Raw genomic sequence first — 25,492 nt, forward strand, 5'->3', positions numbered from 1 at the left:
GAAAAGCCCTGACGTACCCGGGCTCCCGCAATGCCGGCCCTGCCATCGTCACCAACGCCGAAGGCACCGCGATCTTCGCCGCCATCAACATCGACACGTAGCAAGGCGCGTCGACCGAAGGTCCTCACCACCCTGCTCGCGCAGGCCGACGCCGAAGATGACCTGTAGTGGGTCGTCGCGGTCGACTCCACGATCGTCCGTGCCCGTCAGCACGCCGCCGGGGCCCGTCACAAGGGGCCCCGGGCGGCGAGCCGCCCGACCATGCCCTCGGACGCTCCCGCAGCGGACGGATGACCAAGATCCACCTCCTCGCGGACGGCCCACCTGCCGCTGAACGCGCAGGGTCATACGCGCGGAGGCGGGGGTTGCTGCAGCCAGCCGCGGATGGCGGCCTGGACGCCGGCCTGGAAGCGGGTGTCCGCGTCGAGGTCGGCGAGCATCCGGGTGATGCGGCGCCGTGCGGTGTGCACATGGACGCCGAGGCGGCGCGCGATGGTCTCGTCCTTCAAGCCGGAGGCGAGCATCCCGAGGAGTGCGCGCTGGTCCGCGGAGAGGGGGCCGCCGGGGCTGCCCACCGGGGTGGCCCGGGCCCACAGGGATTCGAACAGCGGGAGTGCGGCACGGTGCAGCAGCGAGTCCCCGATCACCAGGGCCGCCCCGTCGGTCCGGCCGTCGTCCGGCGGGGGCGGGGGCAATAAGCAGGTGCGCCGGTCCACGAGGACCAGCCCCGTGGGCAGGGGCTGTCCGATCCGGGCCTGGAGTCCGAGGCGGGTGAGGGCGATCAGCTCGCCGGCCCGTCCGGGGAAGTCCGTGCCGTGCCGGTCGGTGACGACCCGTACGGTGAGGCCGCGGGTCAGCAGCCGGCGGATCCGGTCCCCGAGGCCGCCCTCCACGGCCTCTCCGCCGTCGAGTACGAGCACCTCCGACTCGGCGGCATCGAGCATGGCATCGAGGCGGGCCTCGACCGTTGCGGCGCCGGTGAGGACCTCCATGCCGGCCGGGGGGTCGGGCGGTAAGGCGGACGGCGGCGGCAGTTCGTGGGCCAGCCGGTCGGCGTAGGTGCGCAAGGACCTCAGGTCCGCGGACTCCCGGTGCAGGAGGGCCTGGCGCCGCCGGATGAGTACGCGCAGTACCTCGGCCGGGTCGGCGGCCGCGTCCACGGCCGGCGCGGGGGCCGGCGCGGCCGGTGCGGGGGCCGGCGCGGCCGGTGCGGGGGCCGGCGCGGCCGGTGCGGGGGCCGGCGCGGCCGGTGCGGGGGCCGTGTGGGCCGGCGACCTGGTGTCGTCCTCGGTGCGGGCCGGAGTCCGGTCGTGCGAGTCGGTCTCGATCATGCCGGGGATTTTGACCGCCTTCACAGGGCCCCCACAACTGTGCATGGCCACTTCTGAGGGGGTCCCGGCTCTGGCCGCGAGCCACCTGCGGCGCTTGCATGGCGGCGACTCACAGCAACACATCAGGCACTCATGGTGGAGGAGACCCCTTGCCCAAGTTCAGCGCAGGTTCGTCGGCTCGGACCCCGGCCGGACCACGGATATGGCGGAAAGAACTCCGGTCCGCCGGAGGAATCGCGGTTCTGCTGGCCGCCGCAATGACCTTGCAGGCGTCGCCGGCGTGGGCCGCGGACCCCGGTCCCTCGCATGTCCTCCCCGGCCAGGACACCGCGACCCCGGTGCTCGTCGAGGGGCTGCGGGAGTCCGTGGACGCCGAGGCCGCCCCGGCCGACGCGGCCCGCGGGCACCTCGCGGCCCACAAGAGCCGCTACCGGATCCCGCGTGCGGGCACCGACCTCGTCCCCCTGTCGGCGACGACCGCCGGCGCCAAGGACGAGACGGTCCGGTTGCAGCAGAAGCACCGCGGGGTCGACGTCCTGGGCGGCCAGTACGTCGTCCGCATGCAGAAGCAGGACGGCAAGCGGGTCGTCACCGGCACCTCGGGGCACTACTTCACCGCCCTGGACACCGACGTCACCCCGCAGGTCGCCGAGGACGTGGCGGTCCGCCGCGCGGTGGCCGCCACGGCCCGCCGGCTGGCGGCGACCCTCGACAAGCGCCGGGCGCCGCAGTCGGAGTCGGCTGGTCCGGCCGCCACCGGCATCACCGGCGAGGCCAGGGGGCTCGTCGTCCTGCCCAAGGGAGGCGGCGTCCTCGCCCACCGCGTCACCGTGCGCGGCACCGCGCCCGGTACCGGTGCGCCGGTCGTGGACGAAGTGTACGTGGACGCCCGGTCGGGATACCCGGCGCTCCAGTACAGCGCGCTGAAGACGCTTGCGGCCCCGGCGGCAGCCGCGCGGACCGCCGGCGCGGCCGCGGACGGCCCGACGGCGGACGGGCCGCCGCCGGCTCCCGCGAACCTGGTCCCGGAAACCGGCTCCGGTGCCCGGCTGGGCGGCGCCGCGGCCCCCCTGGACATCGCCTACGACCCGGCGGCCGGGCACTACCTCCTCGCGGACCCGGGCCGGATGCGCGCCACGTCCAAGAGCCTGCTGTCCACGTGGGACGCCCGAGGCAAATCGGTGTCGGAGACGTCGGGGAGGTGGCCCTCCGGCATCACGATGTTCTCCTCCCCGACCACCGCCTTCGGCGGGGCGGCGACCGACTCGGGAGCCGTGGACGCCCACTGGAACGCCGGGCAGGTCTACGACTTCTACAAGAAGAACTTCGGCCGCGACAGCCTCGACGGGAGCGGCGGAGCCGTCAACTCCCTGGTCGGCGTGACGTATTACGGCCTCCCCTACGCCAACGCGTTCTGGGACGGCACCAAGATGGTGTACGGCAACGGCGACGACGAGTTCAAGCCGATGTCGGCCGACACGGACGTCGTCGGCCACGAGATGACCCACGGCGTCATCGAGCACACCGCGAACCTGGTCTACGCCGGCCAGTCCGGCGCCCTCAACGAGGCCCTCGCCGACTACTTCGGCAACGCGATCGACGTCACCGCGAGCGGGACGCCGATGGGCGACCCGGCCGCCGGCCTGATCGGCGAGGACCTGTGCCGCACCAAGGCCGCCGCCGACTGCGCGCTGCGCGACCTCAACGACGGCGCCACCACCTCGAAGAGCTTCCTCGGCGTGTCCTTCGCCACCGACAACGGCGGCGTGCACCTGAACTCGACGATCTTCTCCGGCGCGCTGTGGGACATGCGCGAGGACCTGGGCGGTGAACTGGCCGACAGGATCGTCTACAAGGCGGTCACCGAGTACATGACTCCCATCGACGGGTTCACCGAGGCCCGGGGCGCGGTGCTCGCCGCGGCCAAGGCGCTGGGCGCGTCCTCCGCGCAGCAGAACACCGTCAAGCGCTCCTTCAACGCCCACGGCATCGTCCCCGGCTGGGAGCAGGCCCTCGGGGTCGACAGCGACACCCTCTTCGGCACCCTGAACACCACGGACTCCGGGGTGGGCGCGGGCGGCGGCTGGTGGGCGGCCTCGAAGTCCAACGACGACGGCTCCGAGCCCTACTCGGTCTACGCCGGCCGGCTGGACGGCAGGGGTGCGCCGAAGGTGGTCAGCCCCAACGACGGCCGCTACCACACGGCCCCGGCGACGGACGGCAGCACCGTGGTGTGGACGGCGTACGGCCCGACCTCGGTCGACGTGCTCGCCCGGCCGGTGGCGGGCGGCCCGGTCAAGACGCTCCACAGCTCGGCGACCGGGGTCGCCGGTCTGCGGGTGGAGAAGGGTACGGTCGTGTTCGAGGAGTACGACGTCCTCGGCGGCCGGCACGTCGGCTACAAGCGGCCCGCGGACAAGGCGCCGGTCTTCACCGACGGGAAGAAGTGGAACACGCTCACCGCTCTGCCCTCCATCAGCGGCAACAGGATCGCCTACGCCAAGCTGTACCCGCAGGGCGGCACCTACCGGCTGGGTGTGGAGGTCGTCGACCTGGCCACCGGCACGGCGGTCATGACCGAGCAGCTCGACGAGCCGGTGAGCCTCGGCCAGACCGGAATCAACGGCAAGAACGTCTTCTGGCTGGCCGACAGCGACGAGAACGACGGCGGACTGGTATCGGTGGTCAGCTCCGGGCTGGACGGCCGCGGCGCCTTCCTCGTCAGCAGCGAACGCAAGCCGGGTGCCTTCATGGCCTCCGACCTGACGGTCTCCCAGGACGCGCTGACCCTGGTCGCCCGGACGCCCGACACGCGGTACCGCAACGAGTCGCTGCCGAAGCTGTGGCAGCTGACCACCGACGGCTCCCGCCGGGAGCGGGTGTCCTGCAACCGCGGTGAGCAGAGCCACCCGGCGGCCGGCGCGGGCCGCCAGGTCGCCTGGCTGGACGCGACGACCGGCTCCACCGACCTGGTGGTCCGGGAGCGGCCGGCCGGTACCTGCTGATCCGCACCGATGAGGGGCGGGGCCGGCGGCGCTGCCGCCGGCCCCGCCCGCACGCCGGGACGGCTCGCTCCGCGGGCCCCGGACGGCCGCCCGGGGACCTGCCGGGTCAGCCGCCGGGCTGCGCCATGGTGGTGATCATCTCGGCCAGTACGGTGCGGCGGTCCTCGCCGGGCAGGGGCCGCAGGGCGCGGGCCAGCCGGGCGCTGTCGTAGTGCCAGCGGTGATCGAGGTCCCGCGGCACCGTGCCGGTCTCGCGGAGGTCGGCGCGGGCACCGAGCAGCTCCGTGAGGTCGAGGGCCAAGTCGTGCCAGGACACGTGCCCGCTGCAGGCGTTGGCGACCCCGTGCACGGGCCGGTCGAGGCACTCGGCCACCGCACGGGCGAGTGCGGCCGCGTGCACCCAGGCGGCTCCGTACCAGTCGTGTCCGCCGGTCCCGGGTCGGGGCAGTTCGATCGGCCGGCCCTCTCGAGCGGCCTGGTAGAGCGTGCCGATGGCGCCCCAGCGCAGCTGTTCGCGCAGCCGGTCGTGCGCACCCCAGACGATCGGCGACCGTACGGCGCTGGCGCCGCCGCGGCCCCGGGTCCCGGCGGCGCGCAGCACCAGGGCCTCGCAGTCGAGCTTGGCCCGACCGTAGGGGCTGACGGGCCCGTGGGGCGCCGACTCCTCGGCGACCCGGTCGGCCGGCGGATGCCCGTAGGCGTCGACGCTGCTGACGAAGACGAACGGGCCGCGCCGCCAGGCGTCGACCATGGCCTCCATCGCCGCCAGGTCCACGTCGTGCCGGGTGAAGGTACAGGCGGCGTGGACGACCGCGTCCGCCCGGGCGACGGCGTCCCGCAGCCCGGCCAGGTCGGTGAGGTCCCCCTCGATCACGTCGACGCCGTCGGCAGCGACGAGGTGGGCGGACTCCGGCCGGGCCAGGGCCAGCACGGGGCGGCCCCGCGCGGCCAGTTCGCGCACGACGAACGCGCCGACACCGCCCGTCGCGCCCGTGACGAGCACCGTGCCGGGACGGAGGTCCCGGGAGCGGGGGGCCGGCCTGGGCACGGCCTTCGCCGCGCTCTGCCGTGCCGCCCGTTCGTCCAGGAGCGCGGTCAGCGCCCGGGGGGTGCGGGCCTGGAGCACGTCGAGCCCGGTGAGAGGCAGCCCGAGCTCCGCGCGCAGCCGTTCGGCGAGTTGCACGGCCTTCAGGGAGTGGCCGCCGAGGGCGAAGAAGTCCTCGTCGGGCGACGGACGGGGGCCGAGCACGGCGGCGAAGGCCCCGGTGACCGCCTGGGCCCGGCCGCCGGCTGCCGGGTCCGGCGCAGGCGGCGCGGGCGGCTGCCCGGGCAGCCGGGCCCGGTCGGCCGGTCCGGCGGCGGTGCGCGGCAGTGCGTCGAGCAGGGTGACCGCGGCCGGTACGGCCTCGGGTGCCAGCGTTCGGCGCAGCATGCCCAGGAGTTCGTGGCCGGAGGGGCCGGCGCTGTCCTTCAGGACGGCGTACGCCACAGTGGGCCCCTGCTCGGGCCGGACCACTGCCGCGTCCGCGACCAGCGGGTGGGCGAGCAGGGCCCGAGCGGCCGGATGGCTGTCGCGGTGGTCCGGGGAACCGTGGTCCTCGTGCGGAGGGGCATCGTCCGGCCGGGCCGCAGGCAGCCCGTCCAGGGCGAGTGCCGGGTCGTCCGCCACGGCGTGCAGCAGGGCCGCGTAGTCCCGGGCGGCCGCCTCCGCGACGCTGTTGTCCAGGGCGGTCGCGTCGTACTGGACGAGTGCCCGCGGCCGGGCCGGGTCGCCCAGGGCCAGGCCGTACGACAGGGTGAACTTCGCGCCGTCGGAGGGCACATCGACGTACTCGGCCGATGTGCCCGGCAGCCGGAGCACGGTCGGCTCGCCGAGGACGTCGGAGGTGACGCGGACCAGCCCGGTGCCGTCCGAGCCGCGGGCCCCGGCGCCGAGGCGTTCGAGGACGAGGTCGAAGGGGATGTGCCGGTGCTGCTGGGCTTCGAGGAGGGCCGCCCTCACCCGGCGCAGCAGTTCGGTGAAGGACGGGGCACCGGAGAGGTCCACCCGTACGGGCAAGGTGTTGACGCACAGGCCCACCAGGCCGCGCATGGCGCTTCCGCTGCGGTGGGTGCCCGCCACGCCGATGACGAGGTCGTCGTCGCCGGTGAGGCGGTGCAGCGCGGCGAAGGCCGCGGTGAGCGAGACCGTGAACAGCGTGGCCTGCCGCTCGGCGCCCAGCGTCCGCAGCGCCTCGGGCACCGTGGCCGCGAGGGGGACGGTACGGACGGCCGCGGATCGCACGGCGGTGGGCGGCGCGGGCGCCGCGGGCTGCGGCAGGCGCGGCGGTACGGCGTCGGCCAGCCGCTCGCTCCAGCGGTCCAGTTCCTCGGCCACGGCGGGCAGGGCGTCGTGCTCGCGCCGGGCGTACTCGGCGTACTGCGGCGGCGGGGCGAGGGGGCTCCTGGATGTGCCTCCGGTGGCCGCCGCGTACAGGTCGGCGAGTTCCCCGGCGACGGTCTCCAGCGAGGCGCCGTCCACGGCGATGTGGTGGAACGTCAGCAGCAGCGTGTGGTCCTGCGGGCCGTGGCGCAGGACGAGCGCCCGTACGGCGTCGCCGGCCGCGAGGTCGAACGGCCGGGCCGCCTCGCGGCGCAGCAGCCCCGCTGCCTGCGCCTCGCCGGTGTCGACGACGTGCACGGGGACGGTCCGCGGGGTGGGCAGCACCTGCTGGCGGGGCTCTCCGCCGTGCTCGGTGTAGCGGGTGCGCAGGATGGCGTGCCGGGCCACCAGCGAGGTGAGGGCGGTGGCGAACGCGGCCACGTCGAACGGGCCGCGGAGCCGGGTGGCGAACGGGACGTGGTACGAGTCCCCGGCGCCGCCGAGCCGTTCCATCAGCCACATGCGGCGCTGGGCGCGGGAGAGGGGCACGTCCTCGGACTGCGGCGCGGGAGTGTCCCGGCCCGGGTCCCCGACCGCCGCCGGGGACCCGGTGGTCGGGGCGCGCCCGGCCGTGCCGGCGCGGGCCCGGCGCAGCAGTTCCCGTTGGAGTTGCTGTCGCTGCTCGTGGGGCGCGGAGTCGGCGTCAGTGGACATCGCTGGGCTCCGGGGTGTCGGGGTGGAGGTCCGCGTGAGCGGCGAGGAGGACGCGTTCGACCAGCGCGGCCTGTGCGGCGACGGTCGGGGCGGCGAAGAATTCGGCGAGGGTGATCTCGACGCCCAGTTCCTCGCGCAGGTCCTCGGTGACGACGAGGGCGAGCAGGGAGTGCCCGCCGATCAGGAGGAACTCGGCGTCCGCGTGCGGGACGTCGGTGCCCAGTGCCCGGGCCCACACGTCGGCGACGGCCTGTTCCAGCGGGGTCATCGGCGGCGCCGACCCTTCGGCGGACCGGCCGTCGGCGCCGTGTGCGCGGGCGGTGAGCGCCCGCCGGTCCACCTTGCCGGCCGGGGTGAGGGGGAGCCGCTCCAGCACGGTGACCGCGTCGGGCACGAGGTGGGCGGGCAGGAACGCCGCGAGCCGCTCGCGCAGCGCGGAGCCGGAAGGTACGGGTCCGGGCGCGGGCACGACGAAGGCGACGAGGCGGGCCTCGGGGGTGCCGGCGCCGTCCACGGTGACGGCCGCGTCGTCCACGTCCGGCTGCTCGCGCAGGGCGTGTTCGACCTCGGCAGGTTCGATGCGGAAACCGCGGACCTTCACCTGGTCGTCGTTGCGGCCGTGGAACTGCAGGACGCCGTCGGGGCGGAGGGAGACGACGTCGCCCGTACGGTAGAGCCGCCCGCCGTCGGCGGCCGGGTGCTCCACGAACCGTTCGGCGGTGAGTTCGGGCAGGCCGGTGTACCCGTGGGCGAGCCTGCTGCCGCCGATCCACAGTTCGCCCCGGTCGCCGTCGGCCACCGGGCGGCCGTCGGCGTCCAGGACGTGCGCCGTGGCGCCGCAGACGGGCCGGCCGATCGGTACGGGCCCCGCGCAGTCCCGCGCCGTGACCCGGTGGGCGGTGGCGAAGGTGGTGGTCTCGGTCGGCCCGTAGCCGTTGACGAGTTCCAGCCAGGGGAAGGCGGTGAGCACCTCGCGGGCCTGGGCGGCGCCCATCGCCTCGCCGCCCACGACGACCGAGCGGAGCTGGGCGAAGACGCGGGAGCGGCGCGCGGCGAGCTGGTGGAAGAGCGCGGTGGTGAAGAACGCCACGGTCACGCCGTGCCGTTCGACGTGCCGGGCGAGGTCCTCCAGGGTGGGCCGCTGCTCGGTGCACACGACGACGGCGGCGCCGTTGGCGAGCGCTGCCCAGACTTCGAACGTCGAGGCGTCGAAGGTCATGGGCGAGTGGAACAGGACGCGGTCGCGTCCGGTGACGGTGCCGTAGTCGGGTGCCGTGACCAGCTCGGCGACGGCGCGGTGCGGCACCAGGACGCCCTTGGGGCGGCCCGTCGAGCCGGAGGTGAACATGATGAACGCCGCGCTGTCCGGGTCGGACTCGTCGAGGGGACGGCCGTTGGTGAGCGGCTCCTCGGGCAGGGCGAGGACGGGGCCGGCGGGCGCGGCCGCGTCCAGCAGCTTCGCGTCGCCGACGGTGAGCGTCACCTCGGCGTCGGCGATCATCGCGTCGGTCCGCGGGCGCGGCTGGGCCGGATCGAGCGGTACGCACACGGCTCCGGCCAGCCACAGCCCGAGCTGCGCGACGACCGTACGGGACGAGCGGGCCGTCAGCAGCGCGACGCGGTCGCCGCGGGTCACGCCGTGTGCGCGCAGGCGCGCCGCGAGGGCGTGGCCGGCCTGCAGGAGGCTGCCGTAGGTGAGGGTGGTGTCGCCGTCGACGACGGCGAGGGCGTCGGGGGTGAGGGCGGCGTGCCGCGCGACGAGGGCGGGCAGGGCGGTGCCGTGCGCCGGGTCGGCGGGCCGGGGACCAGTCGTCCGGAGATCGGCCGGCTGCGGGATGGTGGTCGTCATGTCAGGCTCCTTCCGGCTGCCGGGTCAGGCGCTCGTCGACGAGGGCGGCGAAGGTGCGCAGGTCGGTGCTGCGCAGCAGTTCCGGGGCGCGCAGGCGGACTCCGGTCTCGCGTTCGACGGTCGCCAGCAGCCGGGCCGCGATGATCGAAGTTCCGCCGGCGTCGGTGAAGTTGTCCCCGAGACCGGTACCGGGCCGGCCGAGGAGGTCGCGTACGGTCGCCAGCACCAGCCGTTCGGTGGCGGTGGCGGCGGTTTCGTGCCCGTCGGGCCCGGAGTCGCTCCCGCGGTCAGTGCGCGGCGGACCGGACTCCGGGACGTCGGCCGCCAGGGCGGCCCGGTCCACCTTGCCGTTGGCGTCGAGCGGGAAGCCGTCGACGAGCCGTACGGTGCCGGGGACGGCCTGCTCCGGCAGCCAGCCGCGGACGGCTTCGAGGAGCTCCCCGGCGGTCGGTGCGGCGGCGTCGGCGGGCCGCACGTGGGCGACGAGGCGGCCGTGGCCGGAGCTGTCGCGCAGCACGGTGACGACGGCGGTGCGCACCCGCGGGTCCTGCTCGAAGGCGGCTTCCACTTCGGCGGGTTCGATGCGTACGCCGCTGATCTTCACCTGGTCGTCGAGGCGGCCGAGGAAGTCCATGCTGCCGTCCGGGTTCATCCGTACCCGGTCACCGGTGCGGTAGAGGCGGTCGACGGACGGCAGGGCCGGCTCCGTGGGCGGCGGGGTGAACCGGCGGGCGGTGAGTTCGGGGTCGAGGTAGCCGAGTGCCAGGCAGTGTCCGCCGACGCGCAGTTCACCGTCCTGGCCGCGCGGGACGGGGCGGCCGGCGTCGTCGGTGACCACGAGGGTGACGCCGGGCAGGGCGCTGCCGATGGGCGGCGGGGCAGGGTCGCCGGAGTCCGCGTCGGTGGCGCGCATGGTGTGGGTGGTGGTGACGACGGTGGCCTCGGCGGGCCCGTAGGCGTTGTGGACGGTGGCGGTGACGTCCGTGCCGGGGCGGCGGCGCATGCGGTCGCCGCCGACGACGAGGTGCCGCAGCTGCAGGTCCTGGGGCCAGGGCCGGTCCAGGAGGGGCTCGACGGTGGGAGTGGCCGCCACGGCGTGGGTCAGGGCGCAGTCGCGCCACCAGTCGGTGAGGACGTTCGAGTCCCACCGGGTGTCGTCCGGTGCCGGGACGAGGGCGGCTCCCGAGGTGAGGCCGGCCCACAGCTCCAGCAGGTGCGGGTCGAACGCGACGCCGATGAGCAGGGACTGGCGGTCGCCCGGTGCCAGGCCGGTCTCGGCCCGGTACCAGTCCAGGGCGACGGAGAGGGATGCCTCGGCGACGGCGACCGCCTTGGGGCGGCCGGTGGAACCGGAGGTGAGGACGGCGTACAGGGCGCCGTCGGGTGCGCGCCGGGTGCCGCGGGCGGTGTCGGTGAAGGCCGCCACGACCGTGGCCGGGGCGTTCACGCCGTCGGTGGGCAGGGGAACGGGAAGGTGCTCGCCGACGCGGTGCGCCGCGGGCAGGACACCGGGGTCGCCGATGAGGCAGGCGACGTCGAGGTCCTCGGTCACGGCCTGGGTGCGGCGTTCGCCGGGGCGGGGCCCCAGCGGCAGGTAGACGGCGCCCAGCCGGGCCAGCGCGACGGCGGTCACGACCAGGGCGGTGGAACGGTCGAGGCAGACACCGACCAGGTCGCCGGGGCGGACGCGCTCGCCCAGGGCGGCGGCGACCTGCTGGGCCGCCGCGTCGAGGTCCCGGAACGTGCGGACGTGGTCGCGGTCGATCACGGCGGGCGCCTGCGGGGTGCGCAGGACCCAGTCCTCGAAACGGGCCAGCACGCTGGTCGGTTCGGCGGCGGGGCCGTGGGCGACGCTCGGCAGGGTGTCGGCGTCGGGCGGCAGGGCGGGCATGACGGGGGCGGCCTGGGACAGGGTCATCACGACTCCGTGGAGAGGGCGGTGGGGTGGGCGGTCGCGGCGAGGGCTTCGGCCTGGTCGGCGAGGACGGGGTTGCGGAAGAGCACCCGCAGGGGCGGGCGGGTGCCCAGCCGGGGCTCCAGCCAGGCGGCCAGCTCGGCGGCCAGCAGGGAGTGGCCCCCGCTGTGGAAGAAGTGGGAACGGGCGTCGAACCGGCTGTGGCCGAGCACCTTGCTCCAGCCCTCGCGGAGCAGCGCCGTCATCGGGTCGTCGGGCGCGCCGGTGGCAGCGGGCCCGACCTCTTGGCTGGTTCCGGTTCCGGTTCCGGCAGTGCCGCCGCCGGAGCCGGTGTCGCCGGTGTCGCCGCCGGCCTCGGTGTCGAGTGCGGCCGCGCGGCGGGCCAGGGCCGTACGGTCGGGCTTGCCGCCCGCCAGGGTCGGCATGGCGTCCAGTGAGGCCCACCGGGCGGGCACGAGCGGCCCGGGCAGGCGGTGGCCCAGCTCGGTGTGGAGCGCCTTCTCGTCGAAGTCGGCTCCGTCGGCGCCCTGTTCGAGGAAGCCGACGAGCCGGGGCCCTCCGGGGCCCTCCCGGTCGAGTACGACGGCGCAGGACCGGCCGCCCAGCACCGCGGACGCCGCGGCCTCGATCTCCTCCAGCTCGATGCGGTGGCCGCGCAGCTTGACCTGGTTGTCGCGCCGCCCCAGGAAGTACAGCAGGCCGTCCAGGCCGCGGTATCCGAGGTCGCCGGTGAGGTAGACCCGTTCTCCGCCGAGAGCGGCGGGGGTGACGAACCGGGCGGCGGTGACCTCTTCGTTGCCCGCGTAGCCCTGGGCGAGGCCGGGCCCGGCAATGGCGAGTTCGCCGACCGCGCCGGGGGGCAGCGGGCGGTGGTGGGCGTCGAGCACGTGGATCCGCTCGCCCGGGAGTTCGGTGCCCAGGGGGATCTCGGCGCCCTCGGCGAGGGCGTCGCGGGCGATCTCGTGGACGGTCGAGCTGATCGCGGCCTCGGTGACGCCGTAGGCGTTGAGGACAGTGGCGTCGGTGTCGGCGAGGACGCCGCGCAGCGCCTGCGCCGGGAGGCGCTCCCCGCCGAGGACCAGGAGCCTGGGCGCCCAGCTGCCGTCGCGCAGGGCGGGACGCAGGTCCTCGCGGGTGGCGAGGAAGTAGCTGGTGGGCAGGTTGGCGACGGTGACCCGGGCGGAGGCCAGGAGCTCGGTGAGTTCCGCGCCCGTGGGCACCTCGTGCTCGGGCAGTACCAGGCACGCCCCGGCGTACAGGGTGGGCAGCACTTCCTCCAGTGCCACGTCGAAGGACGGCTGCGCGAACATCAGGACCCGGTCGGAGGTGATGAGGCCGAACCGGTCGGCGGTCGCCGTGATGTGGTGCACGAGGGCGCCGGGGCCCACGGCGACCGGCTTGGGCGTGCCGGTGGAGCCGGAGGTGTGGATGACGTACGCGGTGTCGGCGAGGACGGCGCCGTCACGGGCCGGGGGCAGTACGGGGGCGTCGATCCGGGCGGTCGGCAGGTCGCCCGGGAGGGCCGGGGTGGCGTCGCAGGTGAGGACGAGGGCCGGGGCGAGCCGCTCCAGCAGCAGGGCGAGCCGGGCCGGCGGATCGGACGGGGACAGCGGGGTGTGCACGGCGCCGGTCCGCAGACAGGCGAGCAGGGCGACGACGGAGTCCGTCCCCCGGGGCAGGACCGCCGCCACGGGCCGGCCCGGCGTCACTCCGGCGGCCTTCAGGCGCTCGGCGAGCGAGGCGACGCGCTCGTCGAGTTCGCCGTAGGTCAGCCGGCGGGCGCCGCACAACAGGGCGGGCAGCGAGGGGTCGTGGTGGCCCACGGGGTCCAGCGGATCACGGCCGGCCGGGACGGGTACGGGCTCGGCGGCCGGTTCCACCGCGGCCGGAGCGAGATCGGCCAGCGGCGACCCGGGGCTGTCGAGGTAGGCGCGCAGCAGGTCCAGGAAGCGGCCGGAGAGCAGCCGGGCGACGTCCTCGCCCAGCAGGTCGGCGTCGTAGTCCCAGACGAGCGTCATGCCGGGTGCGCCGTGGCGGGTGGTGACACCGCGCCGGTCGTCCGGGAGGAGCACCACGTCGAGGTCGAAGCGGGTGGTGCCGGTGTTGAAGCCCTCGAAGAGGGTGATGTCCAGACCGGGTACGTCCATCTCGGGCAGCGGCGCGTCGTGGGCGCTGAACATGACGGAGAAGAGCGGGTTGTCGGCACCGGAGGTGTGCATGCCGAGGGCCCGGGTCAGCTCCTGGACGGGTACGTCCTGGTGCGGCAGGGCGCGGATGAGGGTGTCGGTGACCTCGTCCATGGTGTCCTGGGCGGGCAGGGCGGCGTCCAGGGCGAGCGGCAGCGGGATGGTGTTGACGAACATGCCCACGGCGTCCTCGTAGCCGAGGGGGCGGTTGCCGACAGCGGTGCCGATGACCATGCGGGAGCGGCCGCTGTGGCGGCGCAGGAGCTCCGCGAAGAGGCCGAGGAGCGTGGAGAAGGGCGTCAGGCCGCGGGTGCGGGCGTGTGTGCGCAGGCGTTCGGCGAGGTCGGCGCCGATGGTCTGGCGCAGCTGTCCGCCGTGGTGCTTGCGCCGGGCGCCCGGGCGGGTCACGCCGGGCAGCGGCATGTCGTGCTGGAGGTCGCGCAGTTCGGTGCGCCAGAAGTCGAGCGATGCGGGGGCGTACCCGGCCTCGGCCCGCTCCCGGACGTGGTCGGCGTAGGAGGATGCGGGCGACAGCTCCAGGGGCTCGCCGAGGACGTGGGCGCGGTAGACGCGGAAGACGTCGTCGAGCAGGATCGCGAAGGAGTGGCCGTCGTGGATGAGGTGGTGCTCGACGTGGACCAGCCGGTGGTGGTGCTCGGCCAGCCGGACGAGCGTCCAGCGGATCAGCGGCGCCTCGAAGGTGTCGAGCGGTGTCTCGGCCTCGGTGCGCAGGAGGCCGGCGAACGCCGCCTCGGGGTCGTCCGCCGTGCTGAGGTCGACGGTGTGCAGCCGCGGTGTGCAGTGCTCGGCGACCTGCTGCTCCGGTACGGAGCCGGTGGTGGCGACGAGGTGCAGGCGCAGGCCGGGATGGCGCGCCAGGGTGGCGGCGAGTCCGCGGTGGAGGGCCTCGGGGTCGAGCGTGCCCCACAGGTCGAGTGAGGCGGTGAAGTTGTAGGCGCGACTGCCGGGCTGCATCTGCTCGTGCAGCCAGACGATCTCCTGCGAGGAGGAGAGGGGGAGCATGGGCGATCCCTGAGGTTGTCGGGTCGGTTTCCGGTGCCGGTCACGGTCGTGTCCGGCGGTGGTGCGGGCGGCTTCGCGGGTCGCGCGGTGCCGGTGCCCTGCGGGGCGTGCGGGGGGCGTGCTGTGCTGTGGGGGGATGCTCGGGGGCGCGGCCCGGCGGTGTGGGCGCGCGCTGGGGTGCCGGGCGGGGTCCCGGGGCCGGCGGGGGGGGCCGGGGCGGCATGGGGGGCCGGGTCGGCGTGGGGGCCGGGGTGCGGAAGTCGCTGTTTCGGCGTGGGCCGGATGTTGCGTGGGGGCCGGTTGGGCCCACTGCGCGGCGGGTCACCGCCCCGGCACGCCGGAAGCCCGGGCGGTGTGGCCCGTGGACCGAGGGGCGGAGGCCGGTGTCGACGCGGAGGGGCGGCGTCGACGCCGAGGCCCGGTGTCCGGCGGCGGGCGGCGGACGGCCGCAACGCGGTACGCCGCCGTCCTGCCGGGCGGGCTTGCGCTACGTCGCGGGCAGCCCCCGGGGGCGCAGCGCGTGGGTGAGGGCGGCGAAGGCCCGGTGCGCCGTCTCGTCGTCGAGGACGGCGCGGTCCCACACCATCCGCAGGCGGAGCTCCGCCCCCTGGGTGACGGAGACGGCGAAGGGGCCGCGGACGGGTCTGCCGTCGACGTGTACCTCCCGTCCCTCGACACCGGCCAGGACCAGGGGCGGTCGACGGCTGTCGTCGTCCACGGTCAGGAGTCCGTCGAGGCCGCCGCTCCAGCCCCCTCCGGCGGCTCGGGCCGCGGTCACGACCGCGTCGAACGGTACGTCGGCCCGGTCCAGGTCGTCCCACCAGGCGTCGGCCGTCGCCTCGGAGCCGGGGCCGCGGCCGGTGTCGGCGGGGAAGACGAGGGTGTTGAGGAAGCAGCCGACGACGGGCTCCGCCTCCGCGGGTCGGCCGCCCCAGGGGTAGCCGAGTGGAACCGCCCGGTCCGGGCCGTACAGCTCCCGGGCTGCGGAGCGGCAGGCGTCGAGCAGTTCGGGGAAGGAGACGCCGCCGTCGTGGGCGGGCAGCCGGGCCTGCGCCGCGCCGGTGGGGTGTGCACCGTGGGGCAACCGCGCCGGAAGGGGTGCCGGAGCGTGCGTGTGCACCGAGCGCAGTCGCTGGGCCCAGTAGGCGGCCGCCTCGGGTGTCTCCGCTCGTTCCTCGGCGGCGAGTTGGCGCAGGACGGCGTCCCGGTAGGCGGCGAGTTCGGCGGTCGTCTCCGCCGCTGCCGCGTGGGGGTCGGTGGCGTCCTCTCCGTAGGCGGCTCCGAGTTCGTCGACGATCCGTGCCAGCGATCGGCCGTCGCAGACGGCGTGGTCCAGGGCGACGGCGAGGACGTCCTCGTCGCGCTGCACGTCAGGGACGAGGAAGAGGCGCATCGGCGGACCCTGCGGCTCCCAGGCCGCCAGCGCGCGTCGGAGCGTGTCGGCGGGCTGTTCGCCCGGGGTGGGGGCGGGCCGGGTCAACGTGGCGTCGGGAGTGTCCGGGTCGTTCGGGGCGCCGGGGTCGGGGACGCGCAGGAGGGGGGTGCCCCGCACGATCTCGGGCCGCGAACGCAGCGCGGTGTGCCGGGCTGCGAGCCGGTGGGCCGCTGACCGCAGGCGTTCGGGGTCGATGGTGCCGGACGGGAACGCGAAGAACATGGGGACCACGTCGGGGCGACCGGACGGGTCCAGGGAACGCACCAGCATGAAGCGGCGCTGGGCTCCGGTGACGGGCAGCAGGGTGTCGGGGTGGTCGGCGGCGAGCCGCCGGTGGCGGGACAGGTACTGGCTGGTGATGCTGAGCACGGGGTCCTCATTCGTCGTGGCCGCGGCGGCGGCCGCGCGCGACGGTGTGGTCGGTGGCGCGGGTGAGGTTCAGCGGGTGGATGCGGGGGCCGGGCTTTCGCCGTCGTCGGCGCGGGCCGTGGCCTGCGCGGTGCGGTCGGTGCCGTCGGTGCCGGGGGTGCCGTCCGTGGCGCCCGCACCGTCCGGGCCGCCGCCCTCCTGTGGACCGGGCAGGTCCCGCATCCGGCGCAGCGGGGAGAGGAGCAGCGGCAGGGGTACGGCGATGATGCCGGCGGCGCACCAGGCGAGCGCCGCGCGTGACCCGTAGGTCTGGGCGAGGGCTCCGCCGATGAGCGCGCCGAGCGGCAGGGTGCCCCACATCAGGAAGCGCAGGGTGGCGTTCATCCGGCCCAGCAGGCGGGGCGGGCACATCGACTGGCGGAAGCTGACCTGCGCGACGTTGTAGACGACGGCGCCGAAGGAGACGACCGCGGATCCGGTGGCGAAGAGGACCGCCCCGGTGAGGCCGTGCCCGGACAGGGGCCAGGCCAGTGCGAAGGGGCCGGTGACCAGGAGGGACAGGAGGATGACCCGTGCCTGCCCCAGCCGGGCGGCGAGGCGGCCCGCGCAGAGTGCGCCGAGGAGGCCGCCGACGGCCGACGCGGACAGCACCAGCCCGAGCCCGCCGGCCCCCAGGCCGACGGTGCGGACGAGGTGCACGGTCTGGGTGGCCATCAGGACGGCCGTGCAGAGGTTGGCGAGGCCGGTGGTGAGGGCGATGACGCGGAGCAGCGGATGGCCGAAGACGAAGCGGACGCCCTCGCCGATCTCCTTGCGGAGCGAGGTTCCGGCCGCGGCGGGCCCGGGTGCCTCCTCGGTCCGCCCGACACGTTGCAGGAACAGCGCGGAGAGCAGGTAGCCGACGGCGTCGACGACGACCGCGAACTGCGCGCCGACGAGCTGGACGAGCCCGCCGCCGATGCCGGGCCCGGTGACGTGGGCGGTGGAACGGACCGTCTCCAGTGCGCCGTTGCCCGCGACGAGCTGGTCGCGGGGCAGGATCTGCGGCAGGTAGCTCTGGTGCGCGACGTCGAAGAACACGGTGGCCACACCGGTGACGAGGGCGACGGCGTAGAGCTGGACCATGGTCAGGACGTCGGCGAGGGCGGCCGCGGGAATGCTCGCCATGGCGGCGGCGCGCACCAGGTCCGCGCGGATCATCAGGGGCCGCTTGCGCAAGCGGTCGGTGAGTGCGCCGGCGGGCAGCCCGACGAGCAGGAAGGCGGCGGTCTCCGCGGCGGTGAGCAGCCCCACCTGGAAGGCGGGGGCGTCGAGTTCGAGGACGGCCACCAGGGGCAGCGCCACCAGAGTCACCTGGGCGCCGAACTGTCCGGTGGCGGCTCCCGCGAGCAGCAGTCGGAAGTCACGCAAGCGCAGGGGGCCACCGGTGCCACCGGGAGCGGCGCGGTTTGTGTCGGACATGTGAACGACATTCACCGATTAATCGCGCAACAGTCAAAGCAAACCTGTCAGTTTCGGTCTTGTTTTGCGGCTCCACGGACACGGCTCGGGAAATCCTTCGCGCTACCCGGGGTACCGGCACGTAAATTCCAGGTCGGCTCCACGGCGGTGGGAGGCGAGTGGGCCAAGGGGGGTCAGGGGTGCGCCAGGGGTGGACGAGGAGGTGAAGCGGCGACCCTTACCCTGAGTAACTGATTCCATCCTGGCCGAAAAGGCTCATCCGTGATCATGTTCCTGCGGAAGCTTTCATTCCGTCCGCTATGCGGGCAGCGCCGCCCTGGACCGCCCCCGTCAGTGGGGCCGGCACCCGGAAGCGGCCGCCCGCTCCGCCCCCGCCGCAGCGGCACGGTGCGGGCGCCGCGCCGACGCCGTCCCGGGCGAGGCCGCGCCGGCTCGTCGGGGCAGGCACCGGCCCCAGCGCGGCCAGGGGGTCGCGCAGGCCCGCCGCAGCAGAAGCGGAACCTGGTATGGACCTGACAAATAATGGTCCGCTAGCGTAGCGCCCGACATCTCTGAGAGCGCTCTCAAGCGTTCGATCCCCCCACACCAGGAGGTCTCGTGCCCCACACCACCCCCTTACGGGCCGCCGTCGCCGCCCTGCTCCTGACCGTCGGCCTGGGCGCCGCCCACACCGGCGCGGCGAGTGCCGTCCCGCTCGCGGAACCCGCCGCGGCATCGTCCGCCCCAGCGCCGTCCGCCTCGGCCGGACTGCTCGACGCGATGCGCCGGGACCTCGGGCTCACCGCTTCCCAGGCCGAGGAACGGCTGAGCGCAGAAAAGGCCGCCGCGGCCCTGGAGAAGACCGCACGGCAGGCCGCGGGTGGTGCATACGGCGGCTCCTGGTACGAGCCGTCCACCGGCCGGCTCGTCGTCGCGGTGACCGACCGCGCGGAGGAGTCCGCGGTGCGGGCACTGGGCGCCGACACCCGCCTCGTCCGGCACAGCGCCGCCGCGCTGGACCGCGCCAAAGCCCGCCTGGACACCCTGGGCGCACCCCCCGGGGTGGCCGGTTGGCACGTCGACCCGCGGACCAACAGCGTCGTCGTCACAGTCGTACGTACCGAGCAGGAAGCCCCCGCCGTACGGGCGTTCGTCGAGCGGGCCCGGGCCGGCGGCCCCGTCACCGTCGCCGAGACGGCGCAGGCGCCCCGTACGTACGCAGCGGGCACGGTCGGCGGCGACCCGTACTACACCGGCAACGTGCGCTGTTCGATCGGCTTCTCCGTGCACGGCGGCTTCGTGACGGCCGGGCACTGCGGACAGGCGGGGGCCGCCGTGCGCGGCTGGGACGGGTCCGCGATGGGCACCTTCCGGGGATCCTCGTTCCCCGGCGACGACTACGCGTACGTCGGCATCCACAGCGGCTGGTGGACCGTACCGGTGGTGCTCGGCTGGGGCACCATCCCCGACCAGCTGGTACGCGGCTCCGCCGAGGCACCCGTGGGCGCCTCGATCTGCCGGTCGGGGTCCACGACGCACTGGCACTGCGGCACCGTCCTCGCCAAGAACGAGACCGTCAACTACAGCCAGGGCGCCGTCCACCAGATGACGAAGACCAGCGTCTGCGCCCAGGGAGGCGACTCCGGCGGCTCGTTCCTCAGCGGGGACCAGGCCCAGGGCGTCACCTCCGGCGGCTGGGGCAACTGCTCGTCCGGCGGCCAGACGTGGTTTCAGCCGATCAACGAGATCCTCGGCCGCTACGGCCTGACGCTGCACACCGCCTGACCCTGCACCCGCCTAAGGTCGATGCCATTCCAGGTCCTTCCGGGCGCGAGCACCCGGAAGGCCTGAGGCTCCGATGCACACACCTCTGCATCACGCGCGCTCTCCCCCCTCCTGTCGTTCTTCACGGCTCGCCCGGCCCACCCCTCCCCCTCCCCCACCCGGACAAGGAAACATGCCCATGGCTGCTGCTCATCGCGCACGCCGCCGCTCTCTCGGCGGAGTGGTGCTCCTCGTGACCACCGCCCTGGTCGCGGCGGTGCTCATGTCCTTCACCCGCTCGGTCGCCCCGCCCGCCGGCGCAGCAGTTCTCGCGCAGACCTGGTCCGACGAGTTCGACGGCCCGGCCGGCCGCGCCCCCGACGCCGCCAAGTGGACGCTGGAGACCGGCGGTTCGGGCTTCGGCAACCACGAGCTGCAGTACTACACCAACAGCACCTCGAACGCCGCGCTCGACGGCCAGGGCAACCTCGTCATCACCGCGCGGAAGAACACCGACGCCGGCCTGGGCTGCTGGTACGGGCAGTGCCAGTACACCTCGGCCCGGCTGAACACGGCCAAGACCTTCACCCAGGCATACGGCCGCTTCGAAGCCCGCATCAAGATCCCGCGCGGCCAGGGCATCTGGCCCGCCTTCTGGATGCTCGGCAACGACCTCGGCAGCGTGGGCTGGCCCCACAGCGGCGAGATCGACATCATGGAGAACATCGGCCGCGAACCCAACACTGTGCACGGTACGGTGCACGGCCCCGGCTATTCCGGAGCGGGCGGCCTCGGCGCCGCGTACCACCTGCCCGGCGGTCGTGCCTTCGCCGACGACTTCCACGTCTTCGCCGTCGACTGGAGCCCGAACTCCCTCGTCTGGTCGGTGGACGGCACCACGTACAAGACCCTCACACCGGCCGACACCGGCGGCAACAAGTGGGTCTTCGACCACCCGTTCTTCGTCATCCTCAACCTGGCGGTCGGTGGGGACTGGCCCGGCAGCCCGGACGCCTCCACGTCCTTCCCGCAGACGATGACCGTCGACTACGTCCGCGCTACCGCCGCCGACACCCCCGCCGCACGCCCGATCCGCGGCATCGGCGGCATGTGCGTCGACGTCGCCGGCGGCTCCGACGCCGACCGCACCCCCATCCAACTGCACGACTGCACCGGCAACGCGGCCCAGCAGTGGACCATCGGGGCCGACGGCACCGTCCGCGCCCTCGGCAAGTGCCTGGACGTCGCCGGCGGCTCCACCACCGACGGCGCCGTCGTCCAGCTCTACACCTGCAACGGCACCAACGCCCAGAAGTGGACCTACACCGCCGCCCGTGACCTCACCAACACCGGTGCGGGCAAGTGCCTGGACGCCAAGGGCAACTCCTCCGCCGACGGCACCCGGTTGCAGACCTGGACCTGCACCGGCGCCGCCAACCAGAAGTGGACGCTCGGCTGACCCACCGGCCGGACCCGGCTGATCTCCGCCCGCGGCCAGGACGGTGGCAGCGATGCGGCGCAACACGGACGTGTTCGCCACCGCCGTCGGCCGTACGCGGCTCACTGCCTTACGGCGCTGTGCCCGACCCATCAGGCCCCCGCATCGAAGGGCATCACGCCTTCCTTTCCGGCCGTGCCGCACCTGTCCGCGCCCAGGCGCGGGTGAACCGCTCGTGCGCGGGTGCCGGGACCGCAGCGGGGGCTTCTGCCGGGGCGGCGGGTTTGGGGCGCGGGGCCTTCGCGGCGGTCAGCTCCTTGCGGACGGTGCGGTGGTGATCGATGGACCAGGAGTTCCAGCGGCGGACGGTGCGGTCGGCCGGGCGGTCGAGAGCGTGCAGCTGGAGCTGGAGGGCGGCCGCGTCCCGGCTGACACCGAGAGCCGCCGCCACTTCGTCCACCAGGTCCGGGACGCTGAACAGCGGGTTGGTCTCGTACTGGCCGGGGGGAACGGGGGTAGTGGCGGACCGGTCGGCCAGCCTGCGCAGAGCGGTGAGCAGGTCGGCGGGCAGGTCCGTGAGCCCGTCGAGCAGGACGCGGGCACCCTGCGCCGCAGGGTCTCCCACCGGGCGCTCGGCGAGAGCCCAGGCGACAGCGGTGGCGGCGGCCTGCATGCCGTCGGCCTTCAGAGGTTCCTGGAGGCGGCCGGTGAGCAGGGCCGTGGCCCAGATCTCCGGGAGTCCGTGGTCCGCGGCGAGGGCAGCGGCATGGCTGCCGTCATCGGTGTACGGGCCGGCGCCGAGCAGCCGGCTCCAGGCCACGGCCATGCGTTGCGCGGCCGCGGTCATCCCGCCGGGGGCCCAGAGCTCCGCCGGGTCGCCGGGCAGAGCGGCGGCGAGCACGGTGCGCCGACCGGCCGGCCCGAGCCGCCGCTGGAACTCGTCGTACGCGTGGAGCGTGTTCTGGTCGGCCCTGTACGGCTTGGAGCGGACCAGCTTGCGGTGCGCGCCGTAGTCGTCGCTGCCGGCGAAACCGTCGAGGACCAGGGCGGCGATCGGGCGCGGCACCCCGGTGCGCCAGCGGAACAGGTCCACGGCCTCCTCGGGCACCGGCAGCGGGCCCTGTCCGGCGAGCAGGGCCAGCAGGCGGGGAAGCCGGCTGGTGTCATCGGCGGCGACGGTGTGCGTGGCGCACTCCTCGGCATCGTCGGGCACCGGATCGGCGGCTCGCTGGAGGAAGGGGGCGAGGCCGCTGCGCTCCGGGCCGGAGGCCACGGCGAAACCGTCCGCTCGCAGTGCGGCGATCCGCTGCTCCGGGGCCCGGCCGGTCCGCCAGGAACTCTCGGCCTCCGCGAACGGCTGCCGGCTCCATACCCCGAGCAGTGCCGCGAGCGCCTGGCGGTGCTCGTCGGGGGTGGCCGCGACGACGGTCCGCCAGGCCACGGCATCGATCCGGCCGGTCAGCACCGCCCACTCGGCAGGCGGCGCGGGCAGGGCGAGGACCCGCACCTCGTCGTCGATATCGCCGCGCAGGTACCGGCCGTCGGCGGCGACCGAGGTGAGGAGAGCGGGTTGTGGCTGCGGCTGCCGTTGCTCGTAGCCGCGCAGCTGGGGCAGCAGGCCGTGGAGGGCCGGGACGAGCCGGCTGTCCGGCGCGGGGTCGGGCAGATCGACGACCGGCCCGGCCCGCATGACGGCGACCCGGTGGGACAACTCCTTGCGGCGGCGCAGTACGTCGGCGGCAAGCCGGACGGCGCGGTCGACGCCCTCCCGGACCCGCGGGTCGGTCACTCCCGGCAGGGCGTGCCCGGTGCCCTGGTGCAGCAGCTCGCGCACCGCGCTGTCCGTGACCGTCCGCAGGACATGGGACGAGGGTGCGTCGCGCGGGGTCAGGAAGTGCCAGAAGGCAGGTGGCGGCACCGGCCCGGCCAGTTCGCCCAGGGTGGCCCGGCTCCGGGTCCTGTCGCGGCTGCCGGGGAAGCCCTGGACCTGCCAGAGCAACGAGTTGTCGCCGGCGGCATGGCAGCGGATGGTCGTTCCTCCAGCAAGGACGGCGTCCTCACCGCCGAGCGGCAGGGCGAGGATTCCCCACGGGCGCCGACCCCAGTTGTTGCTGCGGTAGGAGGCGGTGCGGCCGTCGATGCACTCCAGCACGAACTCGCGGGGCGAGGGACCCCCGTACGGGGTGCGGTATTCGACCCGGCAGCCGGTGAGCGTCCCGTCCTGGCCCAGCGGGGAGGGCGGAGCGCCGGGCGGCAGTGCGGCGAGGATGCGGTGGTCGGGAAAGGGCTTCATGCCGGGCGGGGACCGGTCGGGGTCGTGGAAGGCGGGCAGGGTGCGGTCGGCGGTGGGAACGCCGGTGGCCGGGTCGAGGCGGTTCCAGCCGCTACGGTCTTCGCTGAACACCTCGGTGCTCCAGAAGTCGTGGCCGTCGTACATCTGGTAGTCGCGGTGGCCGATGCCCTCACGGCCGCCGGCCCGCAGGACGCGCTCGCCGTCGAACCGGCCGCCACCGTCCGGGGTTTCGAACTGGTAGCCGAGGCCGCCCTGGATGCTGCCGCCGTAGGGGCGCAGTCCGTACGTCTCCTCCGGTTCGAACCTCTCGCCCGGGTGGTCGGACCAGTAGGCGGTGGTACCGGGGTTCCCCTGGTGCTGCTCATTCCAGGCGACGAGGAACTGGCCGCCGACCCAGTGCACGGTGTGGCCGCGTGCGCCGTCGGGCAGCTCCAAGGTGTGGTCGGCGCGCAGCCCGGCGTGGTCGACGGCGAGGGCGCGGGTCTCGCCGTACACGGTGAGTACCGGCCAGGTGCAGGTGACGTGCACGGTTCCGTCGGGCCGGAACGCGGCGAGGGCCTGGTCCAGGGCGGGCCAGCCCAGCTCCTCCGGAAGCCCGGCCCGCAGGGAGCGGGCCAGCGGGCCGGTGAGGTCGAGTGCGTCGAGGGCCTCCTCGATGCCGTCCAGCGCGATGGCGGTGGGCCGGTCGAGGAGGCCGTGCAGCTCGTCGACGGCCTCGTCGGCGGCGGCGAGCCCCCCGCCGCGCAGGGCGTCGAGCAGCTTCTCGACGCGGGCGTGCACCTCGGCCGTGATGCCCGGATTGTGCGGGAGCCGGCTGATCGCAGTGCCGCTGATCGCAGCGCCGCCCCAGGTGCGGAGGCCTGCGTGCACGGTGCCTTCCAGCCGGGGGCCGAACACCGGATCGGCGGCGAGTGCCTTGAGGTCGCGCTGGGAGTGCTCACCCCAGAACTCCAGGCGGATCGCGGCACCGGGGTCGTGGACGGGTATGCCTTCGGCGAGGCAGAGGTCGAGGAGGTCGGCGTCCAGATGCGGCCACCGGTAGCGGTCCTCGTGCAGGTGGACCGGAGTGCTGTGCGCGCGCAGCAGCGGCGCGAACCGGCGCACCAGGTCGAAGAGTTCCGCAGGCATGGGCTGGCGGGTCACTCCCCCGCCGCTGACCGTGCGGTGCGAGTATCCGGCGGCGTACCGGCGCAGCCAGTCGCCGAGGCCGCCCTCCGGGGTGATCCGCCCGGCCGCGGCCGCGTCGGCGGCACCGCACGCGATGAGCAGCCGCAGCCATGCGGCCGCGTCGTTCTTCGACTCGGGAAACAGGTCGAGGAGGGCGGTGGCCTGCTCGTCGGCGGGCGGGTGGTCACCGAGCAGGCCGGCTGCCGCGTCGAGCAGCCGGTCGGGGACGGCCTTGCCGCGGGCCGCGGCCAGCACCCCGCCCAGCACCCGGGCCTCCTCCTCGCTGCCTAGCCCGGCCGCGCGGGCCGAGTCCCTGATGCGGCGGGCCAGATCGGCGGGAAGCTCGCCGGGGGATGCCGCCCAGGCGTTCAGCAGGCGGACGAACTCGTGGTGCGCGTCGTCCGGTTCGAGCACGCCGGCCAACCAGGCCGGCGCTCCGCTGAGTTCGCTGGCGGGCAGGGCGCCGAAGCGGGCGAACAGCAGCTGATTGGCCCGCCGCCAGTCGGGATCGACCGGCAGGGCGTGGGTGCGTTCGGCGGTGCGGGCCTGCGTGTAGGCGCGGGCGGCGGAGCGGCGGTGCGTCTCCAGCATCCAGTGACCGATGGTGTCCCAGAACCAGGGCAGGTGGGCGGCCGGCAGGCCCCGGGCCAGGCGCTCCGCGTCGTCCACGAACCGGCCGGGCTTCTCCCAGGCCCGGTGCCGGCTGCTGCCCGCCCGTTCCAGCGTGTCGCGGGCGGCGGCTTCGACGCCCGGTCCCTGGGTACGTGCCCAGTCGGCGTACGTCTCGGAGATGCGGTGATTGGCGGGGAGCGGGACGGGAGCTCCGGTGCTGCTGGTCATACGTGTGATCTTGCCAGGCGGCTCTGACAGCGGGCGCGGGGGCAGTGGGTCCGGGGATCCGGGGCTCTGGGGCTCCGGGGCTCCGGGGCGTCAGGAAGGATCCGCCAGGCCGGCCGAAGGGCCGGCCGTGCCACTGGAGGGCAGGGATTTCGGTCAGACCGCGTCGGCCTCCTGCCGTTGACATTCCCGCCGGGCAGGCCACGCCCTAGACTTCGACCGCTCCAGAACCTGGCGATCATCAGGAGGGCGCGCAAGATGAACCGCGCACTGTTCAGTGCATTCGCGGCCGTGACGTTGGTCGTGTCCGGGGGAAGTGCCGCCACGGCTTCCGACGGCGTTCCGCCGCGCACCACGCACGGCC

Annotated in this window: 11 protein-coding genes; 3 read left to right on the forward strand and 8 right to left on the reverse strand. The window is 74.8% G+C overall.

Annotated elements, in window-relative coordinates:
* Positions 1–344 precede the first annotated feature (344 nt).
* Positions 345–1,331, reverse strand: coding sequence for a hypothetical protein (locus tag IF89_RS0129035; RefSeq protein WP_158717937.1), 987 nt, complete (start codon positions 1,329–1,331; stop codon positions 345–347).
* Positions 1,332–1,588: 257 nt separating this feature from the next.
* Between IF89_RS0129035 and IF89_RS0129040 the strand changes: the two genes are divergently transcribed.
* Positions 1,589–4,336 (forward strand): M4 family metallopeptidase, encoded by a 2,748-nt coding sequence (locus tag IF89_RS0129040; RefSeq protein WP_199820577.1) that lies wholly within the window; start codon positions 1,589–1,591, stop codon positions 4,334–4,336.
* 106 nt (positions 4,337–4,442) lie between these two features.
* Here IF89_RS0129040 and IF89_RS0129045 read toward each other — a convergent pair whose 3' ends face one another.
* From IF89_RS0129045 to IF89_RS0129070, 6 genes are all read right to left on the reverse strand, one after another.
* Positions 4,443–7,412: a condensation domain-containing protein gene (locus IF89_RS0129045; protein WP_030774391.1), complete on the reverse strand. Its 2,970-nt coding sequence runs from the start codon at positions 7,410–7,412 to the stop codon at positions 4,443–4,445.
* Positions 7,402–9,261: a non-ribosomal peptide synthetase gene (locus IF89_RS0129050; RefSeq protein WP_043194544.1), complete on the reverse strand. Its 1,860-nt coding sequence runs from the start codon at positions 9,259–9,261 to the stop codon at positions 7,402–7,404. The genes IF89_RS0129045 and IF89_RS0129050 overlap by 11 nt, the downstream gene beginning before the upstream one ends.
* Before the next feature lies 1 nt (position 9,262).
* On the reverse strand, positions 9,263–11,179 hold the full coding sequence (locus IF89_RS0129055) for a non-ribosomal peptide synthetase (RefSeq protein ID WP_234327903.1): 1,917 nt from the start codon (positions 11,177–11,179) through the stop codon (positions 9,263–9,265).
* Positions 11,179–14,385 carry a non-ribosomal peptide synthetase gene (locus tag IF89_RS0129060; protein ID WP_030774397.1) on the reverse strand — a complete coding sequence of 1,069 codons (3,207 nt, stop codon included), beginning with the start codon at positions 14,383–14,385 and terminating at the stop codon, positions 11,179–11,181. The genes IF89_RS0129055 and IF89_RS0129060 overlap by 1 nt, the downstream gene beginning before the upstream one ends.
* A 487-nt stretch (positions 14,386–14,872) precedes the next feature.
* Positions 14,873–16,189, reverse strand: coding sequence for a condensation domain-containing protein (locus tag IF89_RS0129065; RefSeq protein ID WP_030774399.1), 1,317 nt, complete (start codon positions 16,187–16,189; stop codon positions 14,873–14,875).
* A gap of 69 nt (positions 16,190–16,258) precedes the next feature.
* Positions 16,259–17,650, reverse strand: coding sequence for an MFS transporter (locus IF89_RS0129070; RefSeq protein ID WP_078628585.1), 1,392 nt, complete (start codon positions 17,648–17,650; stop codon positions 16,259–16,261).
* A gap of 597 nt (positions 17,651–18,247) precedes the next feature.
* On the opposite strand from IF89_RS0129070, the gene IF89_RS0129075 reads away from it, so the two are divergent.
* Together IF89_RS0129075 and IF89_RS0129080 are read left to right on the forward strand one after the other, a co-directional pair.
* Positions 18,248–19,414: a S1 family peptidase gene (locus tag IF89_RS0129075; protein ID WP_030774405.1), complete on the forward strand. Its 1,167-nt coding sequence runs from the start codon at positions 18,248–18,250 to the stop codon at positions 19,412–19,414.
* A 178-nt stretch (positions 19,415–19,592) separates the two neighbouring features.
* On the forward strand, positions 19,593–20,852 hold the full coding sequence (locus IF89_RS0129080) for a glycoside hydrolase family 16 protein (protein ID WP_030774408.1): 1,260 nt from the start codon (positions 19,593–19,595) through the stop codon (positions 20,850–20,852).
* 154 nt (positions 20,853–21,006) lie between these two features.
* On the opposite strand, the gene IF89_RS0129085 is transcribed toward IF89_RS0129080, so the two are convergent.
* Positions 21,007–25,131, reverse strand: a complete 4,125-nt coding sequence (locus IF89_RS0129085) for a hypothetical protein (protein WP_051807783.1) — start codon at positions 25,129–25,131, stop codon at positions 21,007–21,009.
* Positions 25,132–25,492: the final 361 nt, after the last annotated feature.

It is taken from the genome of Streptomyces sp. NRRL F-2664 (genome assembly GCF_000719345.1).
Lineage (GTDB): Bacteria > Actinomycetota > Actinomycetes > Streptomycetales > Streptomycetaceae > Streptomyces.

Excerpts from the sequence above, each read along its gene's own strand:
- IF89_RS0129035 (WP_158717937.1), bottom strand. The coding sequence starts at position 1,331 with ATGATCGAGACCGACTCGCACGACCGGACTCCGGCCCGCACCGAGGAC.
- IF89_RS0129040 (WP_199820577.1), top strand. The coding sequence starts at position 1,589 with ATGACCTTGCAGGCGTCGCCGGCGTGGGCCGCGGACCCCGGTCCCTCG.
- IF89_RS0129045 (WP_030774391.1), bottom strand. The coding sequence starts at position 7,412 with ATGTCCACTGACGCCGACTCCGCGCCCCACGAGCAGCGACAGCAACTC.
- IF89_RS0129050 (WP_043194544.1), bottom strand. The coding sequence starts at position 9,261 with ATGACGACCACCATCCCGCAGCCGGCCGATCTCCGGACGACTGGTCCC.
- IF89_RS0129055 (WP_234327903.1), bottom strand. The coding sequence starts at position 11,179 with ATGACCCTGTCCCAGGCCGCCCCCGTCATGCCCGCCCTGCCGCCCGAC.
- IF89_RS0129060 (WP_030774397.1), bottom strand. The coding sequence starts at position 14,385 with ATGCTCCCCCTCTCCTCCTCGCAGGAGATCGTCTGGCTGCACGAGCAG.
- IF89_RS0129070 (WP_078628585.1), bottom strand. The coding sequence starts at position 17,650 with ATGTCCGACACAAACCGCGCCGCTCCCGGTGGCACCGGTGGCCCCCTG.
- IF89_RS0129080 (WP_030774408.1), top strand. The coding sequence starts at position 19,593 with ATGGCTGCTGCTCATCGCGCACGCCGCCGCTCTCTCGGCGGAGTGGTG.
- IF89_RS0129085 (WP_051807783.1), bottom strand. The coding sequence starts at position 25,131 with ATGACCAGCAGCACCGGAGCTCCCGTCCCGCTCCCCGCCAATCACCGC.